General features: G+C 57.3%; 23 protein-coding genes. 6 read left to right on the top strand and 17 right to left on the bottom strand.

Annotated elements, in window-relative coordinates; all coding sequences use genetic code 11:
* Positions 1 to 110: 110 nt before the first annotated feature.
* Positions 111 to 704 (top strand): phosphoheptose isomerase, encoded by a 594-nt coding sequence (locus tag N7D90_RS04095; RefSeq protein WP_016779517.1) that lies wholly within the window; start codon positions 111 to 113, stop codon positions 702 to 704.
* Positions 701 to 1,282, top strand: coding sequence for a BON domain-containing protein (locus N7D90_RS04090; protein ID WP_261740998.1), 582 nt, complete (start codon positions 701 to 703; stop codon positions 1,280 to 1,282). The genes N7D90_RS04095 and N7D90_RS04090 overlap by 4 nt, the downstream gene beginning before the upstream one ends.
* 54 nt (positions 1,283 to 1,336) lie before the next feature.
* On the opposite strand, the gene N7D90_RS04085 is transcribed toward N7D90_RS04090, so the two are convergent.
* From N7D90_RS04085 to rplM, 7 genes are all read right to left on the bottom strand, one after another.
* Positions 1,337 to 1,744, bottom strand: a complete 408-nt coding sequence (locus tag N7D90_RS04085; RefSeq protein WP_261740997.1) for a ClpXP protease specificity-enhancing factor — start codon at positions 1,742 to 1,744, stop codon at positions 1,337 to 1,339.
* 17 nt (positions 1,745 to 1,761) lie between these two features.
* Complete coding sequence (locus N7D90_RS04080) at positions 1,762 to 2,379, bottom strand: glutathione S-transferase N-terminal domain-containing protein (protein WP_261740996.1); 618 nt, start codon at positions 2,377 to 2,379, stop codon at positions 1,762 to 1,764.
* Between the two features lie 186 nt (positions 2,380 to 2,565).
* A complete protein-coding gene (locus N7D90_RS04075; RefSeq protein ID WP_261740995.1) occupies positions 2,566 to 3,345 on the bottom strand; it encodes a cytochrome c1 in 780 nt (259 codons plus the stop codon).
* The gene (locus tag N7D90_RS04070) at positions 3,345 to 4,556 is read right to left on the bottom strand and encodes a cytochrome b (protein WP_261740994.1); all 1,212 of its coding nucleotides are present in this window, start codon (positions 4,554 to 4,556) and stop codon (positions 3,345 to 3,347) included. The genes N7D90_RS04075 and N7D90_RS04070 overlap by 1 nt, the downstream gene beginning before the upstream one ends.
* Positions 4,556 to 5,155, bottom strand: coding sequence for a ubiquinol-cytochrome c reductase iron-sulfur subunit (petA, locus tag N7D90_RS04065; RefSeq protein WP_261740993.1), 600 nt, complete (start codon positions 5,153 to 5,155; stop codon positions 4,556 to 4,558). Before petA ends, N7D90_RS04070 begins: the two co-directional genes overlap by 1 nt.
* Positions 5,156 to 5,408: 253 nt before the next feature.
* Entirely contained in the window at positions 5,409 to 5,801 is a 393-nt protein-coding gene (gene rpsI / locus N7D90_RS04060) for a 30S ribosomal protein S9 (RefSeq protein ID WP_003216038.1), read from the bottom strand.
* Between the two features lie 14 nt (positions 5,802 to 5,815).
* On the bottom strand, positions 5,816 to 6,244 hold the full coding sequence (gene rplM / locus N7D90_RS04055; RefSeq protein ID WP_048359182.1) for a 50S ribosomal protein L13: 429 nt from the start codon (positions 6,242 to 6,244) through the stop codon (positions 5,816 to 5,818).
* A gap of 246 nt (positions 6,245 to 6,490) precedes the next feature.
* Between rplM and N7D90_RS04050 the strand changes: the two genes are divergently transcribed.
* The 3 genes from N7D90_RS04050 to N7D90_RS04040 all read left to right on the top strand — a co-directional run bounded on the left by N7D90_RS04050 (position 6,491) and on the right by N7D90_RS04040 (position 9,854).
* Positions 6,491 to 7,531: an NADP(H)-dependent aldo-keto reductase gene (locus tag N7D90_RS04050; protein ID WP_261740992.1), complete on the top strand. Its 1,041-nt coding sequence runs from the start codon at positions 6,491 to 6,493 to the stop codon at positions 7,529 to 7,531.
* A gap of 244 nt (positions 7,532 to 7,775) precedes the next feature.
* The gene (locus N7D90_RS04045) at positions 7,776 to 8,696 is read left to right on the top strand and encodes a GlxA family transcriptional regulator (RefSeq protein ID WP_261742370.1); all 921 of its coding nucleotides are present in this window, start codon (positions 7,776 to 7,778) and stop codon (positions 8,694 to 8,696) included.
* A gap of 150 nt (positions 8,697 to 8,846) precedes the next feature.
* A complete protein-coding gene (locus tag N7D90_RS04040; protein ID WP_261740991.1) occupies positions 8,847 to 9,854 on the top strand; it encodes an asparaginase in 1,008 nt (335 codons plus the stop codon).
* A gap of 70 nt (positions 9,855 to 9,924) precedes the next feature.
* On the opposite strand, the gene zapE is transcribed toward N7D90_RS04040, so the two are convergent.
* The 3 genes from zapE to N7D90_RS04025 all read right to left on the bottom strand — a co-directional run bounded on the left by zapE (position 9,925) and on the right by N7D90_RS04025 (position 13,126).
* Complete coding sequence (gene zapE, locus N7D90_RS04035; RefSeq protein WP_261740990.1) at positions 9,925 to 11,019, bottom strand: cell division protein ZapE; 1,095 nt, start codon at positions 11,017 to 11,019, stop codon at positions 9,925 to 9,927.
* A gap of 91 nt (positions 11,020 to 11,110) precedes the next feature.
* Positions 11,111 to 12,466, bottom strand: coding sequence for a tryptophan--tRNA ligase (locus N7D90_RS04030; protein ID WP_261740989.1), 1,356 nt, complete (start codon positions 12,464 to 12,466; stop codon positions 11,111 to 11,113).
* A 24-nt stretch (positions 12,467 to 12,490) separates the two neighbouring features.
* Positions 12,491 to 13,126, bottom strand: a complete 636-nt coding sequence (locus N7D90_RS04025; protein WP_261740988.1) for an alpha/beta hydrolase — start codon at positions 13,124 to 13,126, stop codon at positions 12,491 to 12,493.
* A 139-nt stretch (positions 13,127 to 13,265) separates the two neighbouring features.
* Between N7D90_RS04025 and N7D90_RS04020 the strand changes: the two genes are divergently transcribed.
* Complete coding sequence (locus N7D90_RS04020) at positions 13,266 to 13,700, top strand: YhcB family protein (protein ID WP_261740987.1); 435 nt, start codon at positions 13,266 to 13,268, stop codon at positions 13,698 to 13,700.
* A gap of 167 nt (positions 13,701 to 13,867) precedes the next feature.
* On the opposite strand, the gene N7D90_RS04015 is transcribed toward N7D90_RS04020, so the two are convergent.
* The 7 genes from N7D90_RS04015 to N7D90_RS03985 all read right to left on the bottom strand — a co-directional run bounded on the left by N7D90_RS04015 (position 13,868) and on the right by N7D90_RS03985 (position 21,261).
* The gene (locus N7D90_RS04015) at positions 13,868 to 14,590 is read right to left on the bottom strand and encodes an OmpA family protein (RefSeq protein WP_261740986.1); all 723 of its coding nucleotides are present in this window, start codon (positions 14,588 to 14,590) and stop codon (positions 13,868 to 13,870) included.
* A 189-nt stretch (positions 14,591 to 14,779) separates the two neighbouring features.
* A complete protein-coding gene (locus N7D90_RS04010) occupies positions 14,780 to 15,688 on the bottom strand; it encodes a MurR/RpiR family transcriptional regulator (RefSeq protein WP_261740985.1) in 909 nt (302 codons plus the stop codon).
* A 160-nt stretch (positions 15,689 to 15,848) separates the two neighbouring features.
* The gene (locus N7D90_RS04005) at positions 15,849 to 16,961 is read right to left on the bottom strand and encodes a succinylglutamate desuccinylase/aspartoacylase family protein (RefSeq protein ID WP_261740984.1); all 1,113 of its coding nucleotides are present in this window, start codon (positions 16,959 to 16,961) and stop codon (positions 15,849 to 15,851) included.
* A gap of 9 nt (positions 16,962 to 16,970) precedes the next feature.
* Positions 16,971 to 17,669 (bottom strand): ABC transporter permease, encoded by a 699-nt coding sequence (locus N7D90_RS04000; protein WP_261740983.1) that lies wholly within the window; start codon positions 17,667 to 17,669, stop codon positions 16,971 to 16,973.
* Between the two features lie 13 nt (positions 17,670 to 17,682).
* Positions 17,683 to 18,372 carry an ABC transporter permease gene (locus tag N7D90_RS03995; RefSeq protein ID WP_261740982.1) on the bottom strand — a complete coding sequence of 230 codons (690 nt, stop codon included), beginning with the start codon at positions 18,370 to 18,372 and terminating at the stop codon, positions 17,683 to 17,685.
* A gap of 90 nt (positions 18,373 to 18,462) precedes the next feature.
* A complete protein-coding gene (locus tag N7D90_RS03990; protein WP_261740981.1) occupies positions 18,463 to 19,242 on the bottom strand; it encodes an ABC transporter substrate-binding protein in 780 nt (259 codons plus the stop codon).
* A gap of 261 nt (positions 19,243 to 19,503) precedes the next feature.
* A complete protein-coding gene (locus tag N7D90_RS03985; RefSeq protein WP_261740980.1) occupies positions 19,504 to 21,261 on the bottom strand; it encodes a DUF1302 domain-containing protein in 1,758 nt (585 codons plus the stop codon).
* Between the last annotated feature and the right edge of the window lie 163 nt (positions 21,262 to 21,424).

Raw genomic sequence — 21,424 nt, 5'->3', positions numbered from 1 at the left:
TTTTTTAAACGATTTTGCTTTGCTTTGCTGGCTGCACATTTTTGTGCCGGGAAGTCACTCAGGAACACCTGGATCACGCCCGACCAGCCGCCCTACTTAAGGTCACATAGATGGACATGCAATCCCGGATTCGCCAGCTTTTTCAGGCCAGCATCGACACCAAGCAGCAGGCCATGGAAGTGCTCGCCCCCCATATCGAGCAAGCCAGCCAGGTGATGGTTAACGCCCTGCTCAATGAGGGCAAAATGCTTTCGTGCGGCAATGGCGGATCAGCAGGTGACGCCCAGCACTTTTCATCCGAACTGCTCAACCGCTTTGAACGCGAGCGCCCAAGCCTGCCCGCCATTGCGCTGACCACAGATACTTCGACGATCACATCGATCGCCAACGATTACAGCTTCAACGAGATCTTCTCCAAACAGATTCGCGCACTAGGCCAACCCGGCGACGTGCTGCTGGCTATTTCCACCAGCGGCAACTCGGCAAACATCATCCAGGCCATTCAAGCCGCGCATGATCGTGAAATGATCGTCGTTGCCATGACTGGCCGCGATGGCGGCGGCATGGCCTCACTGCTGCTGCCCGAGGACGTCGAAATTCGCGTCCCGTCCAATGTCACTGCACGTATTCAAGAAGTCCACCTGCTGGCGATCCACTGCTTGTGCGATCTGATCGACAGCCAACTGTTCGGGAGTGAAGAATGACTTTTAATCGCCTTAGCCTTGTCGCGCTGACGTTATGCCTCGGCCTGACTGCCGGCTGCAGCTCGGTACTGACAGCCACCCGCGACAAGCCCATTGAAGATGACCGCGGCACGCGCACTTTCGGCAGCAAGATCGACGACTCCCTGATCGAAACCAAGGTCGCCGTGAACGTGGCCAAGGCCAGCCCGGATCTGGACACCGGTTCGCATATCGTTGTCACCAGCTACAACGGCATCGTACTGCTCGCAGGCCAAACCCCGCGCGCCGACCTCAAGGCCCAGGCAGAGCAGGCTGCTGCCGCCGTTCAGCGGGTCAAAAAGGTCAATAACGAGCTGCAAGTCATGGCCCCGTCGTCGATCCTTGCGCGTAACAACGACGCCTGGCTGACCACCAAGATCAAGACTCAGATGCTGACCGACAACGCAATTCCCGGCTCACGGATCAAGATCGTCACCGAAAACGGTATCGTCTACATGCTTGGCCTGGTAACCAAGCAAGAAGCTGCCCGCGCCACCAGTCTGGTGCAGGGTGTTTCCGGGGTGCAGAAAATCGTCAAACTGTTCGAGTACATCGACTGACAGCACCCAACTGCCAGACACAAAAAAGGCGACCTTCTCAGGTCGCCTTTTTTATTACTTGACCACTTTCAAGCTTGGCCGGCCCGTAGGGCGCGGCGGCTCGGGTTGCGGCCCATCGTCATCCGGCTCAACCTCGTCATCACCCCCTAGAGGCTCTTCCAGGTCAAACACCATGCCTTGGCCGTTCTCTCGAGCGTAAACGCCCAAGATCGCAGGGATAGGCACGTACAACGTGTGTGGCACACCACCAAAACGCCCTTCAAAGCTCACTGCTTCGTTGTCCATGTGCAGTTGACGCACGGCGGTTGGCGAAACATTCAGGACAATCTGCCCGTCACTGGCAAAACCCGCAGGCACTTGTACCTTCGGGTAGTCAGAGTTAACCAGCATGTGCGGAGTGCAGTCGTTATCAACGATCCACTCATACAGCGCACGCACCAGATAAGGTCGACTTGAATTCATCGAGGGCTCCTAAAGCCTTAGCGCATGTCGCGTTCGACTTCAGACAAACTCGCCTGGAAAGTCTCACGCGCAAACTGGCGCTCCATATAATCGAGCAACGGCTTGGCTGGCCGCGGCAATTCAATGCCCAGAATGGGCAAACGCCAGAGTATCGGCAATAGGCAGCAGTCGACCAGACTTAGCTCGGTACTGAGGAAAAAAGGTTTATCTGAAAATAACGCAGACACACCTGTCAGGCTCTCACGCAGCTCTTTGCGCGCTTGAACACGGGCAGGCTCTTTGGTGCGCGAATCCAGAATCAAATCCACCAGCCCACACCAGTCGCGCTGAATGCGATGGATCAGCAGACGGCTATTGGCCCTCGCCACCGGATAAACCGGTAATAACGGCGGATGCGGGTAACGCTCATCCAGATATTCCATCACCACAGTCGACTCCCACAACGCCAGGTCACGATCGACCAGGGTTGGCAGGCTGCCGTAAGGGTTCACTTCGATCAGCTTCGGCGGCTGACGGCCCGCCTCCACACTGATGATCTCGGCGCTGACACCTTTCTCTGCGAGCACAATGCGTACTCGGTGGGAATAGTGGTCGGCGGGGTCGGAGTAACAGGCCAACCGATTGGTCACGCCCATGGCGGTCCTCCTCGCTTGTTGAAATTATCGGGAGCGGAAAAACGAACGCGCCCAAGGGAAGCCTCCGATAACCGCAGAACCTGGGCAAACGAGGTCGTTGGACCCCGCTTGCCACTTGTCCTGCACTGTTACCTTTTCAGAGACACCCTCGGGCGCGCACGATTAACAGCAATGCGTGTAACTATATCAGTGCACATCTTTCCAGTATTCGCGCTTGAGCAGATAAGCGAATACAAAGAAGAAGGCCAGGTAGAGCAGCACGTAAGTACCGATGCGCTGATGCTCCAGCTTCACCGGGTTGGCCGAGTAGGCCAGGAAGGTCACAAGGTTCTTGATCTTCTCATCGAACTGCTCTTCAGTCAGCGCGCCGGTTTTTGGCAGCACTGTCAGCTGGTCGCACGCTTCATGTGTCAAAGGTGTGCCGGTGAGCGGATCATACTGCTTCTTGCCGTCTTCGACGATCTGTACTTGCTTGCAGCCTACAACCTGACGACCTTGCAGCGGCGCCAGAACGTTCGGCATACCTACGTTCGGGAAGACCTTGTTGTTCACACCCCAAGGGCGGGACGGGTCTTCATAGAAGGAACGCAGGTAGCTGTACAGCCAGTCAGTACCACGTACACGAGCTACCAGCGTCAGGTCTGGCGGTGCAGCACCGAACCAGGCCTTGGCGTCAGCAGGCTGCATACCGATGTTCATGTGGTCGCCAATCTTGGCACCGGTGAACACCAGGTTATCGAGCATGACTTCATGGGGAATACCCAGGTCGTCTGCTACACGCTCGTAGCGCTGGAACTTGGCGCTGTGACAGCCCATGCAGTAGTTGGCGAACGTACGCGCGCCGTCCTGCATGGCAGCCTTGTCAGAAACATCGATGTCGACCTTGTCGAGGTGCACACCCTGTTCAGCCGCGAAGGAGAACACAGGCATCACCGCAAGCATCAATACAGCAAATAGCTTTTTCATCAGCCAGTCACCCTTTCCGGAACCGGTTTGGTCTTCTCAAGCCTGGTGTAGAACGGCATCAGAATGAAGTAAGCGAAGTACAGGAACGTACACACTTGCGACAGCAGCGTACGGCCCGGGGTTGGCGCCAGTACACCCAGCACGCCCAGAATCACGAACGAGATGCAGAACACCCACAGCCACACCTTGCTCATCCAGCCTTTGTAGCGCATGGATTTAACAGGGCTGCGGTCAAGCCAAGGCAGCACGAACAGAACGGCAATCGCGGCGCCCATGGCAATGACGCCAAGCAGCTTGTCCGGGATGGCTCGCAAGATCGCGTAGAACGGTGTGAAGTACCAGACAGGCGCAATGTGTTCCGGCGTTTTAAAGGCGTTAGCCTGTTCAAAGTTCGGTTTTTCCAGGAAGTAACCACCCATTTCCGGGAAGAAGAACACAATCGAGCAGAAGATAAACAGGAACACCACCACGCCGACGATATCTTTCACGGTGTAGTACGGGTGGAAGGGAATGCCATCCAGCGGTACGCCGTTTTCGTCTTTATGCTTTTTAATGTCCACGCCGTCCGGGTTGTTGGACCCGACTTCGTGCAAGGCCAGAACGTGCAGCACTACCAGACCCAGAATCACGATAGGCAAGGCCACCACGTGCAAGGCAAAGAAGCGGTTCAGGGTAATACCGGAAATCAGGTAGTCACCACGAATCCACTGGGTCAGGTCGTTACCGATAACCGGAATCGCACCGAACAGCGAGATGATCACCTGGGCGCCCCAGTAGGACATTTGACCCCAAGGCAGCAGGTAGCCCATGAAGGCTTCAGCCATGAGCGCCAGATAAATCATCATGCCGAACAGCCAGACCAGCTCACGCGGCTTCTGGTACGAGCCGTAGAGCAAGCCACGGAACATGTGCAGATACACGACAATAAAGAACGCCGACGCACCCGTTGAGTGCAGATAGCGCAAAATGGAGCCGTATTCAACGTCACGCATGATGTATTCGACAGAAGCAAAAGCTTCTTCTGCCGACGGCGTGTAGCTCATGGTCAGCCACACACCGGTAACGATCTGGTTAACCAGAACGAGCAATGCGAGGGAGCCAAAAAAGTAGAAGAAGTTGAAGTTCTTCGGCGCGTAATACTTGCTGAGATGGTCTTCCCACATCTTGGTAGCGGGGAAGCGGGCATCTACCCAATCCATGAACTTGCTCATTACGCGCTCTCCCCTTCAAGGCCAACGACAATGATGCTGTCACTGCCATCTACATAGTAGTAAGGAGGCACTGGCAGGTTCAGCGGCGCAGGTTGCGACTTGTAGACGCGGCCGGCCAGGTCATAGTGCGAACCATGACAAGGGCAGAAATAACCCCCGACCCAATCCTTGCCCAGGTCGACAGGTGCGACCTCCGGACGGAAAGTAGGCGAGCAACCCAGGTGAGTACAAATACCGATCAACACCAAAACTTCTGGCTTGATAGACCGCCACTCGTTTTTTGAGTTTTCAGGTTGATCAGAACTCAAGGACTCAGGATCAGCTAGCTGCCCTTCAATCTTTTTCAGATTCGCCAGGATTTCCTCGGTGCGGCGGACAATGAATACAGGCTGACCACGCCACTCAGCAATCATCTGCTGCCCTGGCTCGATCTTTGCAATATTCACTTTTACCGGTGCGCCCGCGGCTTTTGCCTTGGCACTGGGAAACCACGACCCCACGAACGGGACCGCCGCCCCCACCGCTCCTGCAGCACCCACCACGGATGTGGCTGCTACGAGGAAGCGACGCCGGCCGACATTTACGCCGTCATTGCTCATTCAGTCCTCTCCCATCAGCTTTGTGGCCTGTTAAATCAGGCATCTACTAAATTTGCATCTGAACTTATAAAAATTTTGCAGAATGGTAATGAAAAGCCCCTAGTCTTACAAGGTAATTACCGCTCTGGGGCGGCTACAAGCCTTGTAGTATAGGCGTTTGCTGGATGTGGCAAGTTGTCACACCAAGAAATCATCACCCATAAAAAAAGCCCAGCTCCGAAGGAGACTGGGCTTTTTTGAACGAAGCTGCGAATTAACGCTTCGAGTACTGCGGACGCTTACGCGCTTTACGCAGACCGACTTTCTTACGTTCAACTTCACGAGCATCGCGAGTAACGAAGCCAGCTTTGCGCAGAGCGCCACGCAGGGTTTCGTCATACTGCATCAGTGCACGAGTGATACCGTGGCGGATTGCGCCAGCTTGACCACTTACACCACCACCGATCACGGTGACGTAGATGTCGAATTTCTCGACAGTCTCAGTCAGTTCCAACGGCTGACGAACTACCATGCGGGCAGTTTCGCGACCGAAGAAATTCTCCAGAGTGCGGTTGTTGATCGAGATGTTACCGGTACCTGGACGCAGGAAAACGCGTGCAGTTGCGGTTTTACGACGGCCAGTGCCGTAGTTTTGAGTCGCCGACATAATGAACTATTCCGTTAAAACTTCAGTTCTTGGGGCTGCTGAGCAGTATGAGGGTGTACAGCGCCCGCATAGACTTTCAGCTTACGGTACATGTCGCGACCCAGCGGGTTTTTAGGCAGCATGCCTTTAACCGCGGTCTCGATCACGCGTTCAGGAGCTTTGGCGATCAGCTTTTCGAAGTTGATCGACTTAATCCCGCCCGGGAAACCGGAGTGAGAGTAGTACATTTTGTCAGTGGTTTTAGCACCAGTGACACGAATCTGCTCGGCATTGATAACAACGATGTAGTCACCGGTGTCAACGTGCGGAGTGTATTCAGGCTTGTGCTTGCCACGCAGACGGCTCGCGATTTCGGTGGCCAGACGACCCAGTGTCTGGCCAGCAGCGTCGACGACAAACCAGTCGCGCGTAACTGTTTCCGGTTTAGCAGTAAAAGTTTTCATTCTTTATAGCCTCAGGGGCCGCCCTGTAAATTAGACGGCGGATCTTACTGAATAGTGCGTACTTTGACAAGTCAAAGGCAGCCGGATACAGACGCTATCGGGGGCTCGGGTCAGCGCGTCCGTTCAACGGCAAGATTCTTCGGCGGGCGGCGCATCACTTCCACCGCAGAAAGAGGACGGCAATTATCCAGATTGCGCAAAAAATTACAACCTGCTTTTATGTTTGTTTACCCGAAGGAGCACCCGATGGACTATCGCAAGCTGGGCCGAACCGATCTGGACGTAAGCGCAATCGCCCTCGGGACCATGACCTGGGGCGAGCAGAACACCCAGGCTGAAGCCTTCGAGCAGATCGAATACGCAAAAAACGCCAACATCAATTTTATCGATACCGCCGAGATGTACCCGGTCCCGCCCAAGGCCGAAACCTATGCCACTACCGAGCGCTATATCGGTAACTGGTTCAAGGAACGCGGCGATCGTGCCGATTGGGTACTGGCCAGCAAGATCGCTGGTCCCGGCAATGGTATCGACTACATCCGTGACGGCAGCCTCAAGCATAACCGCACCCATATCGTGCAAGCCCTGGACGCCAGCCTCAAACGCCTGCAAACCGACTGGATCGACCTTTACCAGCTGCATTGGCCCGAGCGCAGCACCAACTTTTTCGGCCAGCTTGGCTACAAGCACAACGCCGACGAAGACTTCACCCCTCTGGAAGACACCCTCGAAGCGCTGGACGAACAGGTCAAGGCCGGCAAAATCCGCCACATAGGCCTGTCAAATGAAACGCCGTGGGCCACCATGAAGTTTTTGCAGCTGGCCGAAAGCCGTGGCTGGCCACGCGCCGTTTCGATCCAGAACCCCTATAACCTGCTCAACCGCAGCTTTGAAGTCGGCCTGGCGGAAATTGCCATTCGCGAACAATGCGGCCTGCTCGCCTATTCGCCCCTGGCGTTCGGCATGCTCTCAGGCAAATACAGTGGCGGCGCACAACCGCCAAAGGGCCGCCTGAGCCTCTACAGCCGCTTCTCGCGCTATTCAAACCCGCAAGCCGTGGCTGCCAGCGAGCGTTATGTCGCATTAGCCCGCGAACATGGCCTGGACCCGGCGCAAATGGCCTTGGCCTATGTCACGCAACAACCGTTCGTCACCAGCAACATTATTGGCGCGACGACGATGGCGCAGCTCAAAAGCAATATCGACAGTTTCAGCCTGAAATTGTCCGATGAAGTGCTCGCCGGCATCGAAGCGATCCACAAGGAACAGCCAAACCCGGCGCCTTAAACAAACCGCCTTACTCCCTGCTGGGGCGGGCCTGAGTCGCGAGCCAGCCCGCTCCCACAGAAGCAAAAGCACAAGCAACCGCCCTTACCCCTAGACACACAGGAAAAAAAATAAGACGATCCAGCCGTAAGTTGACCAATTTAACCTATAAGAATAATCAAAAATGTCTATGTCTACTCAACTCTCCACGCCCCTGCGGCGTGTCAGCATTTTGGCCATCGATCGGGTATTCGCCTCGACCCTGATGCATGCCAAGGACTTCTTTCATCTCGCCAGCCTGCGTCACGGCAAGCAACTGGGCCGAGGGCTCACCCCCACCTTCGAAACACGCCTGGTCAGCCCTGACGGCAAACCCGCGATCAGCTTCAGCGACGTTGTACTCCCCGTCGATGGCGGCCTGGAGGACACCGATATCATCATCCTCCCGGCCTTCGGGGAGGATTTCGGCACTATCTGCCAGCGTTATCCGCAAGTTCTGCCGTGGCTGCGCGAACAGCATGCTCGTGGCGCCGTCTTGTGCGCAGAGGCCACCGGCGTATTCTGGCTCGCCGAAGCCGGGTTGCTCGACGGCAAAGAGGCCACCACCTACTGGCGCTTTTTCGACACGTTCGCCAAGCGCTATCCGCTGGTGCAACTCAACCAGGACAAACACATTACCGACGCAGACAATCTCTACTGCGCCGGCGGTCCGACCTCAGCCTGCGACCTCTACATTTATCTGATCGAGCGTTTCTGCGGCGCCAACATCGCCCAGGCCGTGGCCCGCGACATTCTTTACGAAGTGCAGCGCAACTACACCCCTGGACGCATTGGCTTTGGCGGCCAAAAGCTGCACCAGGACGTGATCATTCTGCAAATCCAGCATTGGCTCGAAGACCACTTCGCCGACAAATTCCGCTTCGAAGACGTCGCTCGCGAACACGGCATGAGCATCCGTAATTTCATGCGCCGCTTTCAGATGGCCACGGGTGACAAACCCTTGCACTACCTGCAACGCCTGCGCATAGAAACCGCCAAGGGCCTGCTCTCGGCCTCGCGCAAAAGCATCAAGACCATCAGTTACGATGTGGGCTATGACGACGCAAGCTTCTTTGCACGGCTGTTTCGCCAACACACCGAGCTGTCACCGAACCAATATCGTCAACAGTTCCTGCAAGCGGCGTAAATCAGGTCTGTTTAATTTACAGCGTTGACCTACACGCCAAACGGAACAATCTGATTCCTCCGCCCTACCGAAAAGCCTCTGATGAAAACGCCCTCCACAGAGGGCAATAACAAAAAGAGGTTTGACCGGCTCCCGGCGGAGGTATCCATCATGCCGCAGAAACTCAACCACACCACCCTGCCTATTCTCGCCATCGGCGCCCTGGGTGGCACCGTGAGCATGCGCGCCACACAACCTGGAACCAAGGCCGGCGAAGCCCTGTTCAGCGGTATGGCGCAGCTGCACGAGGGGCTGGATGTACGCATCGAAACTCTGTGCCTGGTGCCGAGTGCATCTCTGTGTTTCAACTTGCTGCTTGAGGTGCTGATCTGGGCCCAGGACCAAGTGAAGCTGGGCGCGCAAGGTATCGTGATAACCCAAGGCACTGACACACTGGAAGAAAGCGCATTTTTCCTGGATCTGCTCTGGAACGCCGATGTGCCGCTGGTGTTGACCGGTGCCATGCGCTCCAGCGATCAGCCGAGCCCGGACGGCCCTGCCAACCTGCTGGACGCCTCCAGGGTTGCGCTCGACACTCACAGTCGCAAGCGTGGGGTGTTAGTGGTGATGAACGCCCAGATTCATCAGGCGCAACATGTACGCAAATGTTCATCAATGGCACTGGAGGCTTTTAGTTCGCCGCTTTTCGGGCCCGCAGGGGTGATGATCGAACACCGTGCCTGCTATCTGCGCAAAGCGTGTGCACGAACAGTGCTGCCCATACCCCGCTCAATTCATCACAAGGTCGCACTGCTGCAGGCATCGCTGTCAGCCGATACGGTGCTACTGGAACACGTGCTTGCCCTGGGGTATGACGCGCTGGTCGTTAGCGCTTTCGGGGCCGGAAACGTAAGTGTCGAATGGGCAGACCTGATTGACCAGATCACCACGGAGATTCCGGTTCTGGTGGGCACCCGAACCGGTTCAGGCTCGACTGCCGAGGCGTCTTGCGGGTTTATCGGCAGCGAGTTGGACCTGACCGACCGCGGAGCGGTGATGTGCGGGCTTTTGTGCCCATACAAGGCGCGCATCCTGATCTGGCTACTGATAGGTTCAGGGCTTGGCCGAGAAGTCGGCAAACACCTGCAGCGACTGGGGTTCAAGGCAGCCGAAACCTGAAAGCAAGCGGGAGCGAGCCTGCTCGCGAAGATCACAAGAACTTCGCAAGCAGGCTCACTCCCACGGGCTATTAAGGTTTATGCGCCCGGGTCAGGTATTCGTGGGACTGCATTTCCAGCAAACGGCTGAGGGTGCGCTGGAACTCGAAGTTCAGGCGCCCGCCGGTATATAGATCCTTGAGCTCGACTTGTGCCGAGATGATCAGCTTGACGTTACGGTCATAGAACTCGTCGACCATATTGATAAAGCGTCGGGCGATGTCGTCGGTTTTGACGTCCATCTGTTCAACACCGCTGAGGATCACGGCGTTGAAGATTTTGCCAAGCTCGATGTAGTCATTCTGGCTGCGCGGGCCATCGCACAGCTCACGGAAGTCGAACCAGGCCACGTCATCGCAGGTGCGAAGAGCGCGAATGGTGCGATTTTCGATGATCAGATCGTCGTTTTCAATTGCCCGGGTCGAATTGTGCGTCAGCGCCTTGAAGCTTTCGCGCAGGCTCTTCTCGGAGGCTTCATCCAACGGGAAGTGGAACAACTCTGCCTGCTCGAGGTGACGCAGACGGTAGTCAACACCGCTGTCGACGTTAACGATTTCGGTGTTCTGCTTGATCAGTGCAATGGCCGGCAAGAAGCGCGCACGCTGCAAGCCGTCTTTGTACAGACCGTCTGGCACGATGTTGGACGTCGCAACCAGCGTTACGCCGTTTTTGAACAGCTCTTCCATCAAGGTGCCGAGAATCATGGCATCGGTAATATCCGACACAAAGAATTCGTCAAAGCAAATCACTCGCGCTTCATCGGAGAAACGCTTGGCGATGATGGTCAGCGGGTTCTTTTCGCCATTGAGGGTGCGCATTTCTTCGTGCACGCGCTTCATGAAGCGGTGGAAGTGAGTGCGCACTTTGTCCTTGAACGGCAAGGCATCAAAGAACGTATCAACCAGATAGGTTTTACCCCGGCCCACACCGCCCCAGAAATAAATGCCTTTAACCGGCGCTCGGTCTTTTTTGCCGAACAGCTTGCCGAAGACGCCAGGCTTGCTCTGGGAGGCAGCGACGAGATCGTCGTACAGACGCTGCAGATGGCGCACAGCGTTTTCCTGGGCGGCATCGTGGAAGAAGTCCGGGCGTTTCAGATCAACTTGATATCGTTCTAGAGGCGTCATAATTCGTTAGCAAGGCAACAAAAACGGGCCGACACTGTAGCGACGGCCCTTAAGAATGGCAATCAAACCTGAGACGAAACGTCGCACTTTCTCAGTCTTGCGCGGGCACCAGGGCCAGTCGCAGTGCTTCGATTGCCGCATCGCGTGCCGCCACATCGGCAAATGCCGGGCTGTCGGCCACACCGGTGTCGCCCAGCCAGACGCTGAAGCTCAGCTCATCACTGCGCACATCCAGAGGCTCACCGGCTTGCAACTGCTTGGTCACCTGACCGGCTGCCTTGCCATCGGCAAAACTGCGCGACAGCAGCAGTTGTTCGCCATCAGCGGCCAGCAGGCGGAAGCGGAAACTGCCGTCTTCGTCGCGGAAGCTGACAAAACGCGGGCCCTTGGTAGCTTTCTTTTTGCTGGCGGTGGTGGTTTGAGCCACGCTGACAAACGAACGCAGGCCAACCGCCTCACGCAGTTGCGCCAAGAACGGAATGGCGGTTTTACGTGCCTTTTGCGCGCCAGCCAAAAGAATGTCTTCCATGTCGGCAGGTCGCGACATCAAGTCGTGGTAACGCTCGCGGGATTCGCCCAGTTCGGCATCCAGCAACTTGAACAGGCGCTCTTTGGCCTCGCCCCAGCCCAGTCCCTGCAACAGCTCGCTGCGCAACTCTGCCGACTGCTCAGGCGTCGAGAACGCCTGGTACAAGGTGAACAGGTGCGAGTTGTCCGGATCTTTCGGCTCGCCGGGCGCACGGGAGTCGGTGACGATGCGCGAAATCGCGCTTTTCATGTCCTTGGCGCTACTGAACAACGGAATGGTGTTGTCGTAGCTTTTGGACATTTTGCGGCCATCAAGGCCTGGCAATGTGGCCACGCTCTCTTCGATCAGCGCTTCAGGCATGGCGAAAAACTCTTTGCCATTGCCGAACAGGTGGTTAAAGCGCTGGCCAATGTCACGGGCCATTTCAACGTGCTGGATCTGGTCACGACCGACCGGCACCTTGTTTGCGTTGAACATCAAAATGTCGGCTGCCATCAGTACCGGGTAGCTGTACAGCCCCATGGTGATGCCCGCATCCGGGTCTTCGCCGTTCTCCAGGTTCTTGTCGACCGACGCCTTGTAGGCGTGCGCACGGTTGAGCAAGCCCTTGGCCGCCACGCAGGTCAGCAACCAGGTCAGCTCCGGGATTTCCGGGATATCCGACTGGCGATAGAACGTCACACGCTCAACATCGAGACCGGCTGCCAGCCAGGTCGCTGCGATTTCCTGACGCGAGCGCTGAATGCGCAGCGGGTCATCGCATTTGATCAAGGCGTGATAGTCGGCCAGAAAGTAGAACGAGTCAGCATTGGGGTCGCGGCTGGCTACGATTGCCGGGCGAATGGCCCCGGCGTAGTTGCCCAGGTGCGGCGTACCGGTGGTGGTGATACCGGTGAGGATACGAGTACGAGTGGTCATGGGTAATCGCTTATCAGGCTGCAATCAATTCGAAAGGCGCGGCGCTACCAACTCTTTGAGCTCGGGCAGCTTGCCGTGAAAAAAGTGTCCGCATTCTGCCACTTTCAGCAGCTCATGGGGGCGCGTCAGGTCTTTTGACCAGTTATAGACCAGTTGCGGGTCGATCACTTCGTCAGTTTCGGGCTGGATCACGGTCAACGGGCAGTCGTGGGGCAATGCGTCTTCGTCTCGCAAACGCATTACCGCAGGCGCCACCATAATCAAGCGCGACAGGTTCTCACCCGCGGCTTCCAGTCGGCCACCGAGGCTGGCGGCGACAAAACCGCCAAACGAAAAACCGAGCAGGGTGATCGGCAATTCAGGGTGTTTGGCCCGCAGCCATTGCGCCGCAGCCAGTGCGTCGTCGACTTCGCCAGTGCCCATATCGTGAGTGCCCGCGCTGGTGCCGACTCCACGGTAATTAAATCGCAAGGTAATCAGGCCAGCATCGCGAGCAGTGCGCTGCAGGGTCGAAACCACTTTATTCATCATCGTTCCGCCCTGCACCGGATTAGGGTGGCACAGCAGCGCAAGGCCCTGTGGCTCAGCAGAATCAAGGTACAAGGCTTCCAGTTGGCCGACCGGGCCATCAATTACTACGGGGGTTTCGCGGGTAAGCAAGAAGGAACTCCGTGACCTCAAATTGGGTCGACTCGTCTAGCTGATAGATCCTGTCTGACATATTTGCGAGTGCATCGCGGTATACAGCGCAGGTCCGAGCCGTTAACGTAAAGCAAAGCCGTTTATAGAGGAAGGACTCGTGGAACACTCGCTCTTGATTTGGTTGTTGCCGACTCTAGCCCTGGTTGCCGGTGTCGCCATTGGTTTTCTGGTCGCTCGTCTGCTGCCAAATGCCGTGCCTAACCGCACGCAGCGTCAGCTGGACGACATCCAGGAACGTTTTGACAGTTATCAAAGTGAAGTGGTTACCCACTTCAATACCACCGCAAATCTGGTGAAAAAGCTCACTCAGAGCTATCAGGACGTGCAAGAGCATCTCGCCGAGGGCGCCAACCGTTTGGCCCTGGACGAGCAGACTCGCCAACGCCTGCTGGCGGCGCTGCACTCCGATGTGCCACAACCGCATCGCGAGCGCATCACCCCGCCGCACAGCAACGAGCCGCCATTGGACTACGCACCAAAAAGCCCGAACGGCCCCGGCATGCTCGATGAGCATTACGGTCTGAAGAAGTAATTCTTCCGCTCAGCCGCTCAATAAAAAGCCCCGCGATCTGCAAGGATCGCGGGGCTTTTTATTGAGCGGCCGCTACGCGCTCGATCGCAGCCTTCGGCAGCGGCTACAGGGTTACAGAATCTGCCGCTGACGAGGAACGAAGGCTGCGATCAATCGCAGAATGAACCTTACGGGTACTGCTGAACCTGACCCGGCTGTTGCTGGTACTGCATGCCAGGGATCGGCGCCAGGGTGACTTGAACGCGACGGTTCTGTGCACGGCCGTCAGGCGTTGCGTTGCTGGCAATCGGGTCAGCAGGGCCGGCACCACGTACCGACAGGTACTGACCACTAACACCCTGAGACGTCAGATAAGTCGCCACGCTTTGCGCACGCTGTTGCGAAAGCTGCATGTTGTAGTTGTAGTTGCCGGTGCTGTCGGTGTAGCCGACGATCTGAATCTGGTTCTGGTTGTTGAACTGCTTCAACGAGTTCGCCAGGTTGTTCAGCGGCTGGAAGAAACTTGGGGCGATATTGGCCGAGTTGGTGGCGAACGTAATGTTGCCCGGCATCACCAGGGTGATGTTGTCCCCTTGACGCTGAACCTCTACCCCGGTGTTGGCCATGCTTGCACGCAGTGCCGCTTCTTGCTTGTCAGCGTAATAGCCATAACCGGCAGCACCCAGGCCCGCGACAGCAGCGCCGATCAACGCGCCCTTGCCACGGTTGTTGTGGTCGATGGCGGCACCGGCTACAGCACCGGCCAATGCCCCCAGACCGCCGTATTTGGCGGTATTGCTCATGCCCGAAGAAGCCTGACCCTGGTTATTGTCATACGGGTTAGGCGTAGCGCAGCCGGCCAGCAAGGCCACCGCACTTGCAGCAACAATCAAACGACGCGAGATGAACATGGTGACGCTCCTGATCAAACTATCTGGGGGCAAAAGTCATAGGCATTAGACCTTTGTTCGCGTTGGATCACGACCAACGGTAAAAATTCCTTTGGCCGTTTACATTCGCACTAAATAAACCATAGCCGCCCGATCGCTCCCCCACAAACGCGTACACCCAGACACCACCAAGATTGGTCATGCACCTGGCTACTTTTTGGAAGCCTTGCTGCTGACGGGAACATGCAGATAGGACATAACGCTCTCAGTCAGTTCGGTTGCCAGTTTGACCGCCTCTTTGTTTCGCGCCATCACTCCCGCAACCAGCCCTTCAATCAAGGCGAGCACCGCGATGCTGGAACTGGTCATCACCGGATGGTCGGCAGGCGCAAACAGGACGTGCTCGGCGATATTGGCCAGCGGCGAAGCCGGTGAGTCGGTGATCGCCAGCACACAGGCGCCCCGCTCCCTGGCAAAACGTGAAAGCTGCATGGTATCGATGGAGTAGCGCGGCAGGGAGATGGCCAGCAGTACGTCCTGATCGGTAATCGCCGCCAGACGGTACGCGGCGTTTTCATTACCGCCTTCCATGCTGATGGCCGTGGCATCGGCACAGAACGGCATCAGGGTCGAGGCCGCAAGGCCTGCAAAATAGACGCTATTGCCAAAGCCCAGGATGTAGATCTTGCGCGCCTTGATCAGGCGCGTGACAAAAGCTTCAAACGTGTCCGGATGATTGTTCGCCGCCGCTGTGGCGAGATTGCTGCTGGCGCTTTGGATTTGCTCATGCAGGCCAAACGCGCCGTCGGGGCGATGGGCCAGTTCGTTGCGCAGTTTGTCGACCGGCGACACCACTTGCTGCAACGTTGCCACCAACTCGGCCTTCATGCCGGTGTAGCCGCCAAGATCCATAGCCTTGGCCAACCGGTTAACCGCCGCTGGAGAGGTAGCCGTTTCGTGGGCCAGTTCCTCAATCGTCAGCGTCGCGGCCCGCAGCGGATGGCGCAGAATAAAATCCGCGACCTTGCGCAATGACGGCTGCAAATCAAGCACGATCTCGGCCAGCTTGCGCATGACTGGCGCGGCATAAATGGTGGTGTTTTTGGATGGGCTTGGCATATCCGGCTCAACATTACCTGTGGATAAAAGACGGGGCTGAGCCCAATCAATTGTGAGAGCGGGCTTGCGTGGACTGACGCGAGTGTATCCCAAGCCTGCCCCGGGCCGCAGAGCACAATCCGGGGCTGGAAGTTTTGTCCATGCTGCTCACTCAGCGGCCTCAGTCGCTGAGCAAGCGACCTTGGCGAAGAAGGGTGCTGCCAGCAACTTTGGCCAGCCACAAGCCGGGCTGGGCAAAGCGCAGGCGCTCGCGGGCATAGAGAATGCCATCCGTGTTGGCGCGCACCAGGCTGTGGCGGTCGGTGACCGGGTCGATCACTTCAAACAACGGGTCGCCTACCTTGACCCGAGCCCCCAACGGCTGGATAAAACTCACCACCCCAGGATGCGGCGCATAGGCGTACTGCGCTCCCGCAAACGGGGTCGCCTCGCAACAATTGGCCGGTGCGGGCGCCCAATCGCCATTGATCAGTCCCTGATCCGCGAGATAACCCAAAATGGCCTCGGCGCTCGCGGCACAGGGCTCGGCCTCGGTATCTGCCATGCCCCGCAGTTCAATAGTGGTCGCCACGCAGGCCAACGGAATATCGGCCTGGGGAAAGCGCTGCGCCAGACGCAACCAGGGGATCGCACAGGCTTCATCAAACGCGCTGCCACCCGCATCTTCAGCCAGCAATGCGACACGGGCGTGCAGGCGCGCAGCCAGCGACTGCAAGCGCGGCCAGTTATGCGGCATGGCGTACAGCAGCATGATCGACTCGAAGTCACAATGCAGGTCGAGCACCACATCGGCGTCACACGCATGACACATTAACAGGCAGCGCAAGGCGTCCAGCTCCGATATCGGTGCAGGCAACTCATCCAGCACAGCGAGCATGGTGCTACGGATCAGCGCGATGTTTGCATCGGCATCGGAGCCTAAATGCCCCTCCAGACGCGCAACCACGGCGTCGGCCAACACCGGAAAGTCACGATTGAAATTCTTGCCACTGGAAAACTCGAAACGCCCCTGATGGGTGGCCTGGAACATCTGGCCAATACCGATGGGGTTGGCCATCGGCACCAGCTCGATCACCCCGTTCAGACGGCCCTGTTCTTCCAGTTCAAGCAGGCGGCGCTTGAGCTCCACGGCAACCCGCATTCCGGGCAATTCGTCTGCATGCAAAGCAGCCTGGATATAGGCCTTGCGCGGCCCTTGGCCAAAGCGAAACAACGACAAATGACGTTCTGTGCCCGAAGCTGTCCACGGCAAAAGGTACTTGATATGTTCCATAAATATTCCTTAGTGCTTGCGCGGTGCCAGATACGCCAACCAGCGGCGCTCGGCCAGCTTGAACAGACGGACCAGAATGAAAGTCAGGACCAGATAAAAAATCGCCGCCGTGATAAATGCCTCAAACGGCAGGTAGTACCGTGCACTGACCGTACGTGCCGCCCCGGTGATGTCGACCAGAGTGACAATCGACGCCAGGCTGGTGGTTTGCAGCATCATCAGCACTTCGTTGCTGTACTGCGGCAACACCCGGCGCAGGGCCGACGGCAAGAGAATCCGACGGAACAAAGTCGCGCGCGACATGCCCATGGCTTTACCGGCTTCGATCTCGCCATGGGGAGTGGATTTCAGGCTGCCCGCCAACAGCTCCGCGCTGTAGGCACTGGTATTGATCGCAAAGGCCAGGCACGCGCAAAAGGTGGCGCTGGAAAGGTATGGCCAGAGCACGCTTTGGCGTACCACCTCAAACTGCGCCAGGCCGAAATAGATCAAAAACAACTGCACCAGCATCGGCGTACCGCGAATCACGTAGGTGTAAAGCCAGGCCGGGAAGTTGATCAGGGGCGAGCGCGAAACCCGCATCAAGGCCAACGGAATCGCCAGCATCAGCCCGAAAAACAAGGAAATAAGCAGCACTTTCAGAGTCACCAGCGCACCACTGAAATACAGCGGCAGGTTTTCCCAGATCAGGTTGTAGTCAAGAATCATGAGGTGCTCCCAATCACAATTCGGCGGCTTTTATGCCAACCGAAAAGTGTTTTTCCAGATAGCGCAGTACCAGCAAAGACACGCTGGTCAGCATCAGATAAAGCACCGCCACCGCGAGAAAAAACGTAAACGGCTCATGGGTCGCGTCAGCTGCGTTCTTGGCCTTGAACATCATGTCCTGCAGGCCGATGACCGAAATCAGCGCAGTGGATTTGGTCAGCACCAGCCAGTTATTGGTAAACCCCGGCAGGGCGAGACGGATCATCTGCGGCACCAAAATTCGCCAGAACACCTGGGAGCGGCTCATGCCATACGCCATGCCCGCCTCGGCCTGACCCGCAGGGATGGCCATAAAGGCACCACGGAAGGTTTCCGACAGATAGGCACCAAAAATGAAGCCCATGGTGCAGACACCGGCAATGAAGGGATTGATATCGATATAGCCGGTGTAATCCAGTGCCAGGGCGATGCGGTTTATCAGGTCCTGGCCGCCGTAAAAGATCAGCAGGATCAGTACCAGATCGGGAATCCCGCGAATCACCGTGGTATAGCCCTCTCCCAGCCGCGCCAGCCATTTGACCGGTGACAGGCGAAAGGCCGCGCCAACCAGACCTAGGGCAACCGCCAGGGCCATGGATGTAAGGGCAAGGTTCACGGTCAGCCAGGCACCATCGAGAATGCTCGATCCGTAGCCGTGGAGCATGATGAAGTTCCTCAAGCGTGCGCCAAATCGAGCGCGAGACAAACCCGAACCGCCCCCGGAGCGGAGGCGGTGTAAGGGTTGCGGGTTTACTTAGCGTTGGCCGTAGATGTCGTACGTGAAGTACTTGGCCATGACTTGGTCGTACTTGCCATTGGCGCGGATCGCGTCAATCGCCGCACTCAAACGTGCGGCGTTGGCGGTATCGCCTTTGCGCACTGCAATACCGGCGCCGCGCCCGAAGTATTTGGGGTCGTTGATGTCCGGCCCCACCAGCGCGTAATCCTTGCCTGCCGGGGTTTTGATAAAGCTCTCATCGGTGTAGACGATGTCCGCGAGAGTGGCATCCAGACGGCCCGAGGCCAGATCAAGGAAGGCTTCATTCTGCGTGGAGTAACGCACTACCACGACGCCTGCCGGTTCCAGTTGCTCAGTGGCAAAACGGTCGTAAGTCGAAGAGCGCTGCACGCCAAGGCGTTTACCCTTGAGATCAACCTTGGGATCGGTGAGCACATTGCCCGCCTTCATCGCGAACTTGCCTGGGGTGTGATAGTACTTTTTGCTGAAGTCCACAGACTTGAGGCGATCTTCGGTAATCGACATCGAAGACAGCACCGCATCGACCTTGCGCACTTTCAACGAAGGGATCATGCCGTCGAATTCCTGGACGACCCAGGTGCACTTGGCCTTCATCTCTTCGCACAAGGCATTGCCTATGTCGTAGTCAAAACCGCTGATCTCGCCCGCTGGCGTTCTAAAGGAGAACGGCGGGTAGGCCGCCTCGATCCCGATACGCAGAGGAGCTTCTTCGGCGTGGGCCAAAAAGCTCACAGCGCAAAGTGCCAGTGCACCTAGAAGTTCTGTCTTGTTCAAATTATTGACTCCTGAAGGGGCGCCATCCGGGCTGGCTCGGTGGTTAAGACCGATGATTGTGTACGCCTATGATTGACACGTATTATTTCAGAAATCAACACAGTGAAAATAAATATATCAAAGACAGCCCGCACTCTTCCAACCTGTAGCCGCTGACGAGGTACGAGGCTTCGACAAGGTCCGCAGGACCTTCAAGCTGTCGGAGCCGCTTCGCAGCCTCGTACCTCGGCAGCGGCTAAAATTCTGCGCGCAGTTTGCAGGCTAAAATTTCACCCCCACCGTCAGTGCCACAAAATCGCGGTCACTGAGGGTGTTGTAGCGCCCGCCAAAGAAGTTGGTGTACGACAGGCTGCTGGTGTAGGTGCTCTGGTATTCGCCGTCCAGGCCCAGGGTGATGGCTTTGCGGCCTTCTTCGAAATTGGCATTGGGGCCCGGGGAATAACCACTGATGTCATGGGACCAACCCAGGTTGGGCTTGAGGTTCACGCCGGGCAACACGCTGTTGTACTCCCACACGGCCCGACCCCGGTAACCCCAGGAAGTAGCCGTAGTGAAGCCGTCGTTGCCGTCGGAGCCGAATACCGGGTCGCGGCCATAACGCAGATCTGAAGGGCTATCCAGTCCGCCCACGTAAGTCACGCCCACTTCGCCGGTCACGGTCAGACGATCGGCCCCCATCGCGTTGTCAAAAACATGGGTGAGCGAGGTCTGGAACTGGGTAACTTCCTTGCGTCGATAGCCCTGAATGTCCGCGCCGGGAGTCACCGTCAGGGGCGATGCCTGGGCAAGACCGGGCAACAGCGTGACATTGGCGTACAGCAAGTCGTTGCTGTTGAGCTGCACCGGAGCATTAGGACGGTAGCTCAGCTCGCCTTTCCAGGCCGTACCTGTGGATAAGGTCGTGGCAAAACTCAAGCCGTACAGGCGGATGTCTTCGGGGTACTCGACGTAGTAGCTGGAGTTGCCGGCGACGATCATCGGCGCCAACCCGCCCGAGCCTGCCGCCGCGCTATAGGCCGACTGCGGCGCAGCACCCGCACTGAGAATCGGGTCACGGCTGTGGTAATTCATGAAGTAGGCACCAAACTCGGTGTCCAGCGGCTCAAACACATAGTGCATGGCCACGCCAAACTGGCCGCTGTTGCGCGCATTGCGATCAGCGCCACGACGCACCAGCACGCCCTCCTCATTCACCTCGACACCCGCGCCGGTGAGCGCAGCGAGGTCCGCCACATCGAGTGCCGAGCGCTTGCTCATCACCCGGTAATTGCCGCTGCAACCGTCAGCCATCACGTCGGACCGGGAGAAAAACGTCCCGCAGTTGTCCGCCTCCGACTGCTCCCAATCCAGTTGATAAAAAGCGTCGGCCGACAGGTTTTCGGTCAAGTTTTGCGAGATATAGAACAGGTTGACCGGCACCAGGCCGTCTTTGTACTCAGTGCCCGGCCGCCGATAGGCAGATGCATCGGTGGGGTTGATCGCATTGATCCCGCCACCGATAAACGCACTTTCGCCCCAACTGACTACTTGTTTGCCCAAGCGCACCGCACCGGGCTGATCGGCAATCGCGTAGTTGTGATAGACGAACGCATCCAGCAGTTGTGAGCCGGAAGATTGGGCGCTGGCTTTGCGCCCACTATCGCTGATGGCCTTGAAGGGGCGACTGTCGTCTTGCAGCTCGAAGTCGTACCAGTATTTGCCGCGCACATACAGGCCGCTATCGCCGTACTTCAGCTCCAACGCGTGCATGCCGGTAAAAATTTTCGAGAAGGTTTCGCCGCGTTTGAAGTTGAGGCGACCATCGTCCGAGATTTCGGATTGCCCCTTGCCCCCGTTGTTCGCGCCAATCAGCTTGCTGTCGGCCTTGGCCGTGGACCAACTGGCACCGATGGACAACTCGGAATCGATCTGGCCCTCGACCGGGCCGACATTGAAACTCACGCCCCAGGTGGGCGTCGAAGCGAGGCTGACTGCCAGCGCCAGTTTGGCTCGGCGCCAGAACCGGTTGACTGAGGACATCGATACTTCTCCGTGGGCACACTGCGATAAGCCCGCAAGGATGAAGCAAATCCAGATTTTGACAAGAACACCGCATCGCACAAACCTGTAGCCGCTGCCGAAGGCTGCGACAAGGGCCGCAGGAGCTTCATATGGCGAGCGCTTCGCGCTCGATCGCAGCCTG

Source organism: Pseudomonas fragi, assembly GCF_025426255.1.
Lineage (GTDB): Bacteria > Pseudomonadota > Gammaproteobacteria > Pseudomonadales > Pseudomonadaceae > Aquipseudomonas > Aquipseudomonas kulmbachensis.
Note: the sequence above shows the minus strand (reverse complement) of the source record. Positions and strands in the feature narration are given on the sequence as shown.

What these genes read in the sequence shown, in the direction of transcription:
- N7D90_RS04050 (WP_261740992.1), top strand. Translation starts at nt 6,491, where the DNA reads ATGGACTATCGCAAGCTGGGCCGAACCGATCTGGACGTAAGCGCAATC.
- N7D90_RS04090 (WP_261740998.1), top strand. Translation starts at nt 701, where the DNA reads ATGACTTTTAATCGCCTTAGCCTTGTCGCGCTGACGTTATGCCTCGGC.
- N7D90_RS04045 (WP_261742370.1), top strand. Translation starts at nt 7,776, where the DNA reads ATGCATGCCAAGGACTTCTTTCATCTCGCCAGCCTGCGTCACGGCAAG.
- N7D90_RS03995 (WP_261740982.1), bottom strand. Translation starts at nt 18,372, where the DNA reads ATGCTCCACGGCTACGGATCGAGCATTCTCGATGGTGCCTGGCTGACC.
- N7D90_RS04095 (WP_016779517.1), top strand. Translation starts at nt 111, where the DNA reads ATGGACATGCAATCCCGGATTCGCCAGCTTTTTCAGGCCAGCATCGAC.
- N7D90_RS04030 (WP_261740989.1), bottom strand. Translation starts at nt 12,466, where the DNA reads ATGACCACTCGTACTCGTATCCTCACCGGTATCACCACCACCGGTACG.
- rplM (WP_048359182.1), bottom strand. Translation starts at nt 6,244, where the DNA reads ATGAAAACTTTTACTGCTAAACCGGAAACAGTTACGCGCGACTGGTTT.
- N7D90_RS04075 (WP_261740995.1), bottom strand. Translation starts at nt 3,345, where the DNA reads ATGAAAAAGCTATTTGCTGTATTGATGCTTGCGGTGATGCCTGTGTTC.
- zapE (WP_261740990.1), bottom strand. Translation starts at nt 11,019, where the DNA reads ATGACGCCTCTAGAACGATATCAAGTTGATCTGAAACGCCCGGACTTC.
- N7D90_RS04080 (WP_261740996.1), bottom strand. Translation starts at nt 2,379, where the DNA reads ATGGGCGTGACCAATCGGTTGGCCTGTTACTCCGACCCCGCCGACCAC.
- N7D90_RS04010 (WP_261740985.1), bottom strand. Translation starts at nt 15,688, where the DNA reads ATGCCAAGCCCATCCAAAAACACCACCATTTATGCCGCGCCAGTCATG.
- N7D90_RS04085 (WP_261740997.1), bottom strand. Translation starts at nt 1,744, where the DNA reads ATGAATTCAAGTCGACCTTATCTGGTGCGTGCGCTGTATGAGTGGATC.
- N7D90_RS04070 (WP_261740994.1), bottom strand. Translation starts at nt 4,556, where the DNA reads ATGAGCAAGTTCATGGATTGGGTAGATGCCCGCTTCCCCGCTACCAAG.
- N7D90_RS04005 (WP_261740984.1), bottom strand. Translation starts at nt 16,961, where the DNA reads ATGGAACATATCAAGTACCTTTTGCCGTGGACAGCTTCGGGCACAGAA.
- N7D90_RS04000 (WP_261740983.1), bottom strand. Translation starts at nt 17,669, where the DNA reads ATGATTCTTGACTACAACCTGATCTGGGAAAACCTGCCGCTGTATTTC.
- N7D90_RS03985 (WP_261740980.1), bottom strand. Translation starts at nt 21,261, where the DNA reads ATGTCCTCAGTCAACCGGTTCTGGCGCCGAGCCAAACTGGCGCTGGCA.
- N7D90_RS04040 (WP_261740991.1), top strand. Translation starts at nt 8,847, where the DNA reads ATGCCGCAGAAACTCAACCACACCACCCTGCCTATTCTCGCCATCGGC.
- rpsI (WP_003216038.1), bottom strand. Translation starts at nt 5,801, where the DNA reads ATGTCGGCGACTCAAAACTACGGCACTGGCCGTCGTAAAACCGCAACT.
- N7D90_RS04015 (WP_261740986.1), bottom strand. Translation starts at nt 14,590, where the DNA reads ATGTTCATCTCGCGTCGTTTGATTGTTGCTGCAAGTGCGGTGGCCTTG.
- petA (WP_261740993.1), bottom strand. Translation starts at nt 5,155, where the DNA reads ATGAGCAATGACGGCGTAAATGTCGGCCGGCGTCGCTTCCTCGTAGCA.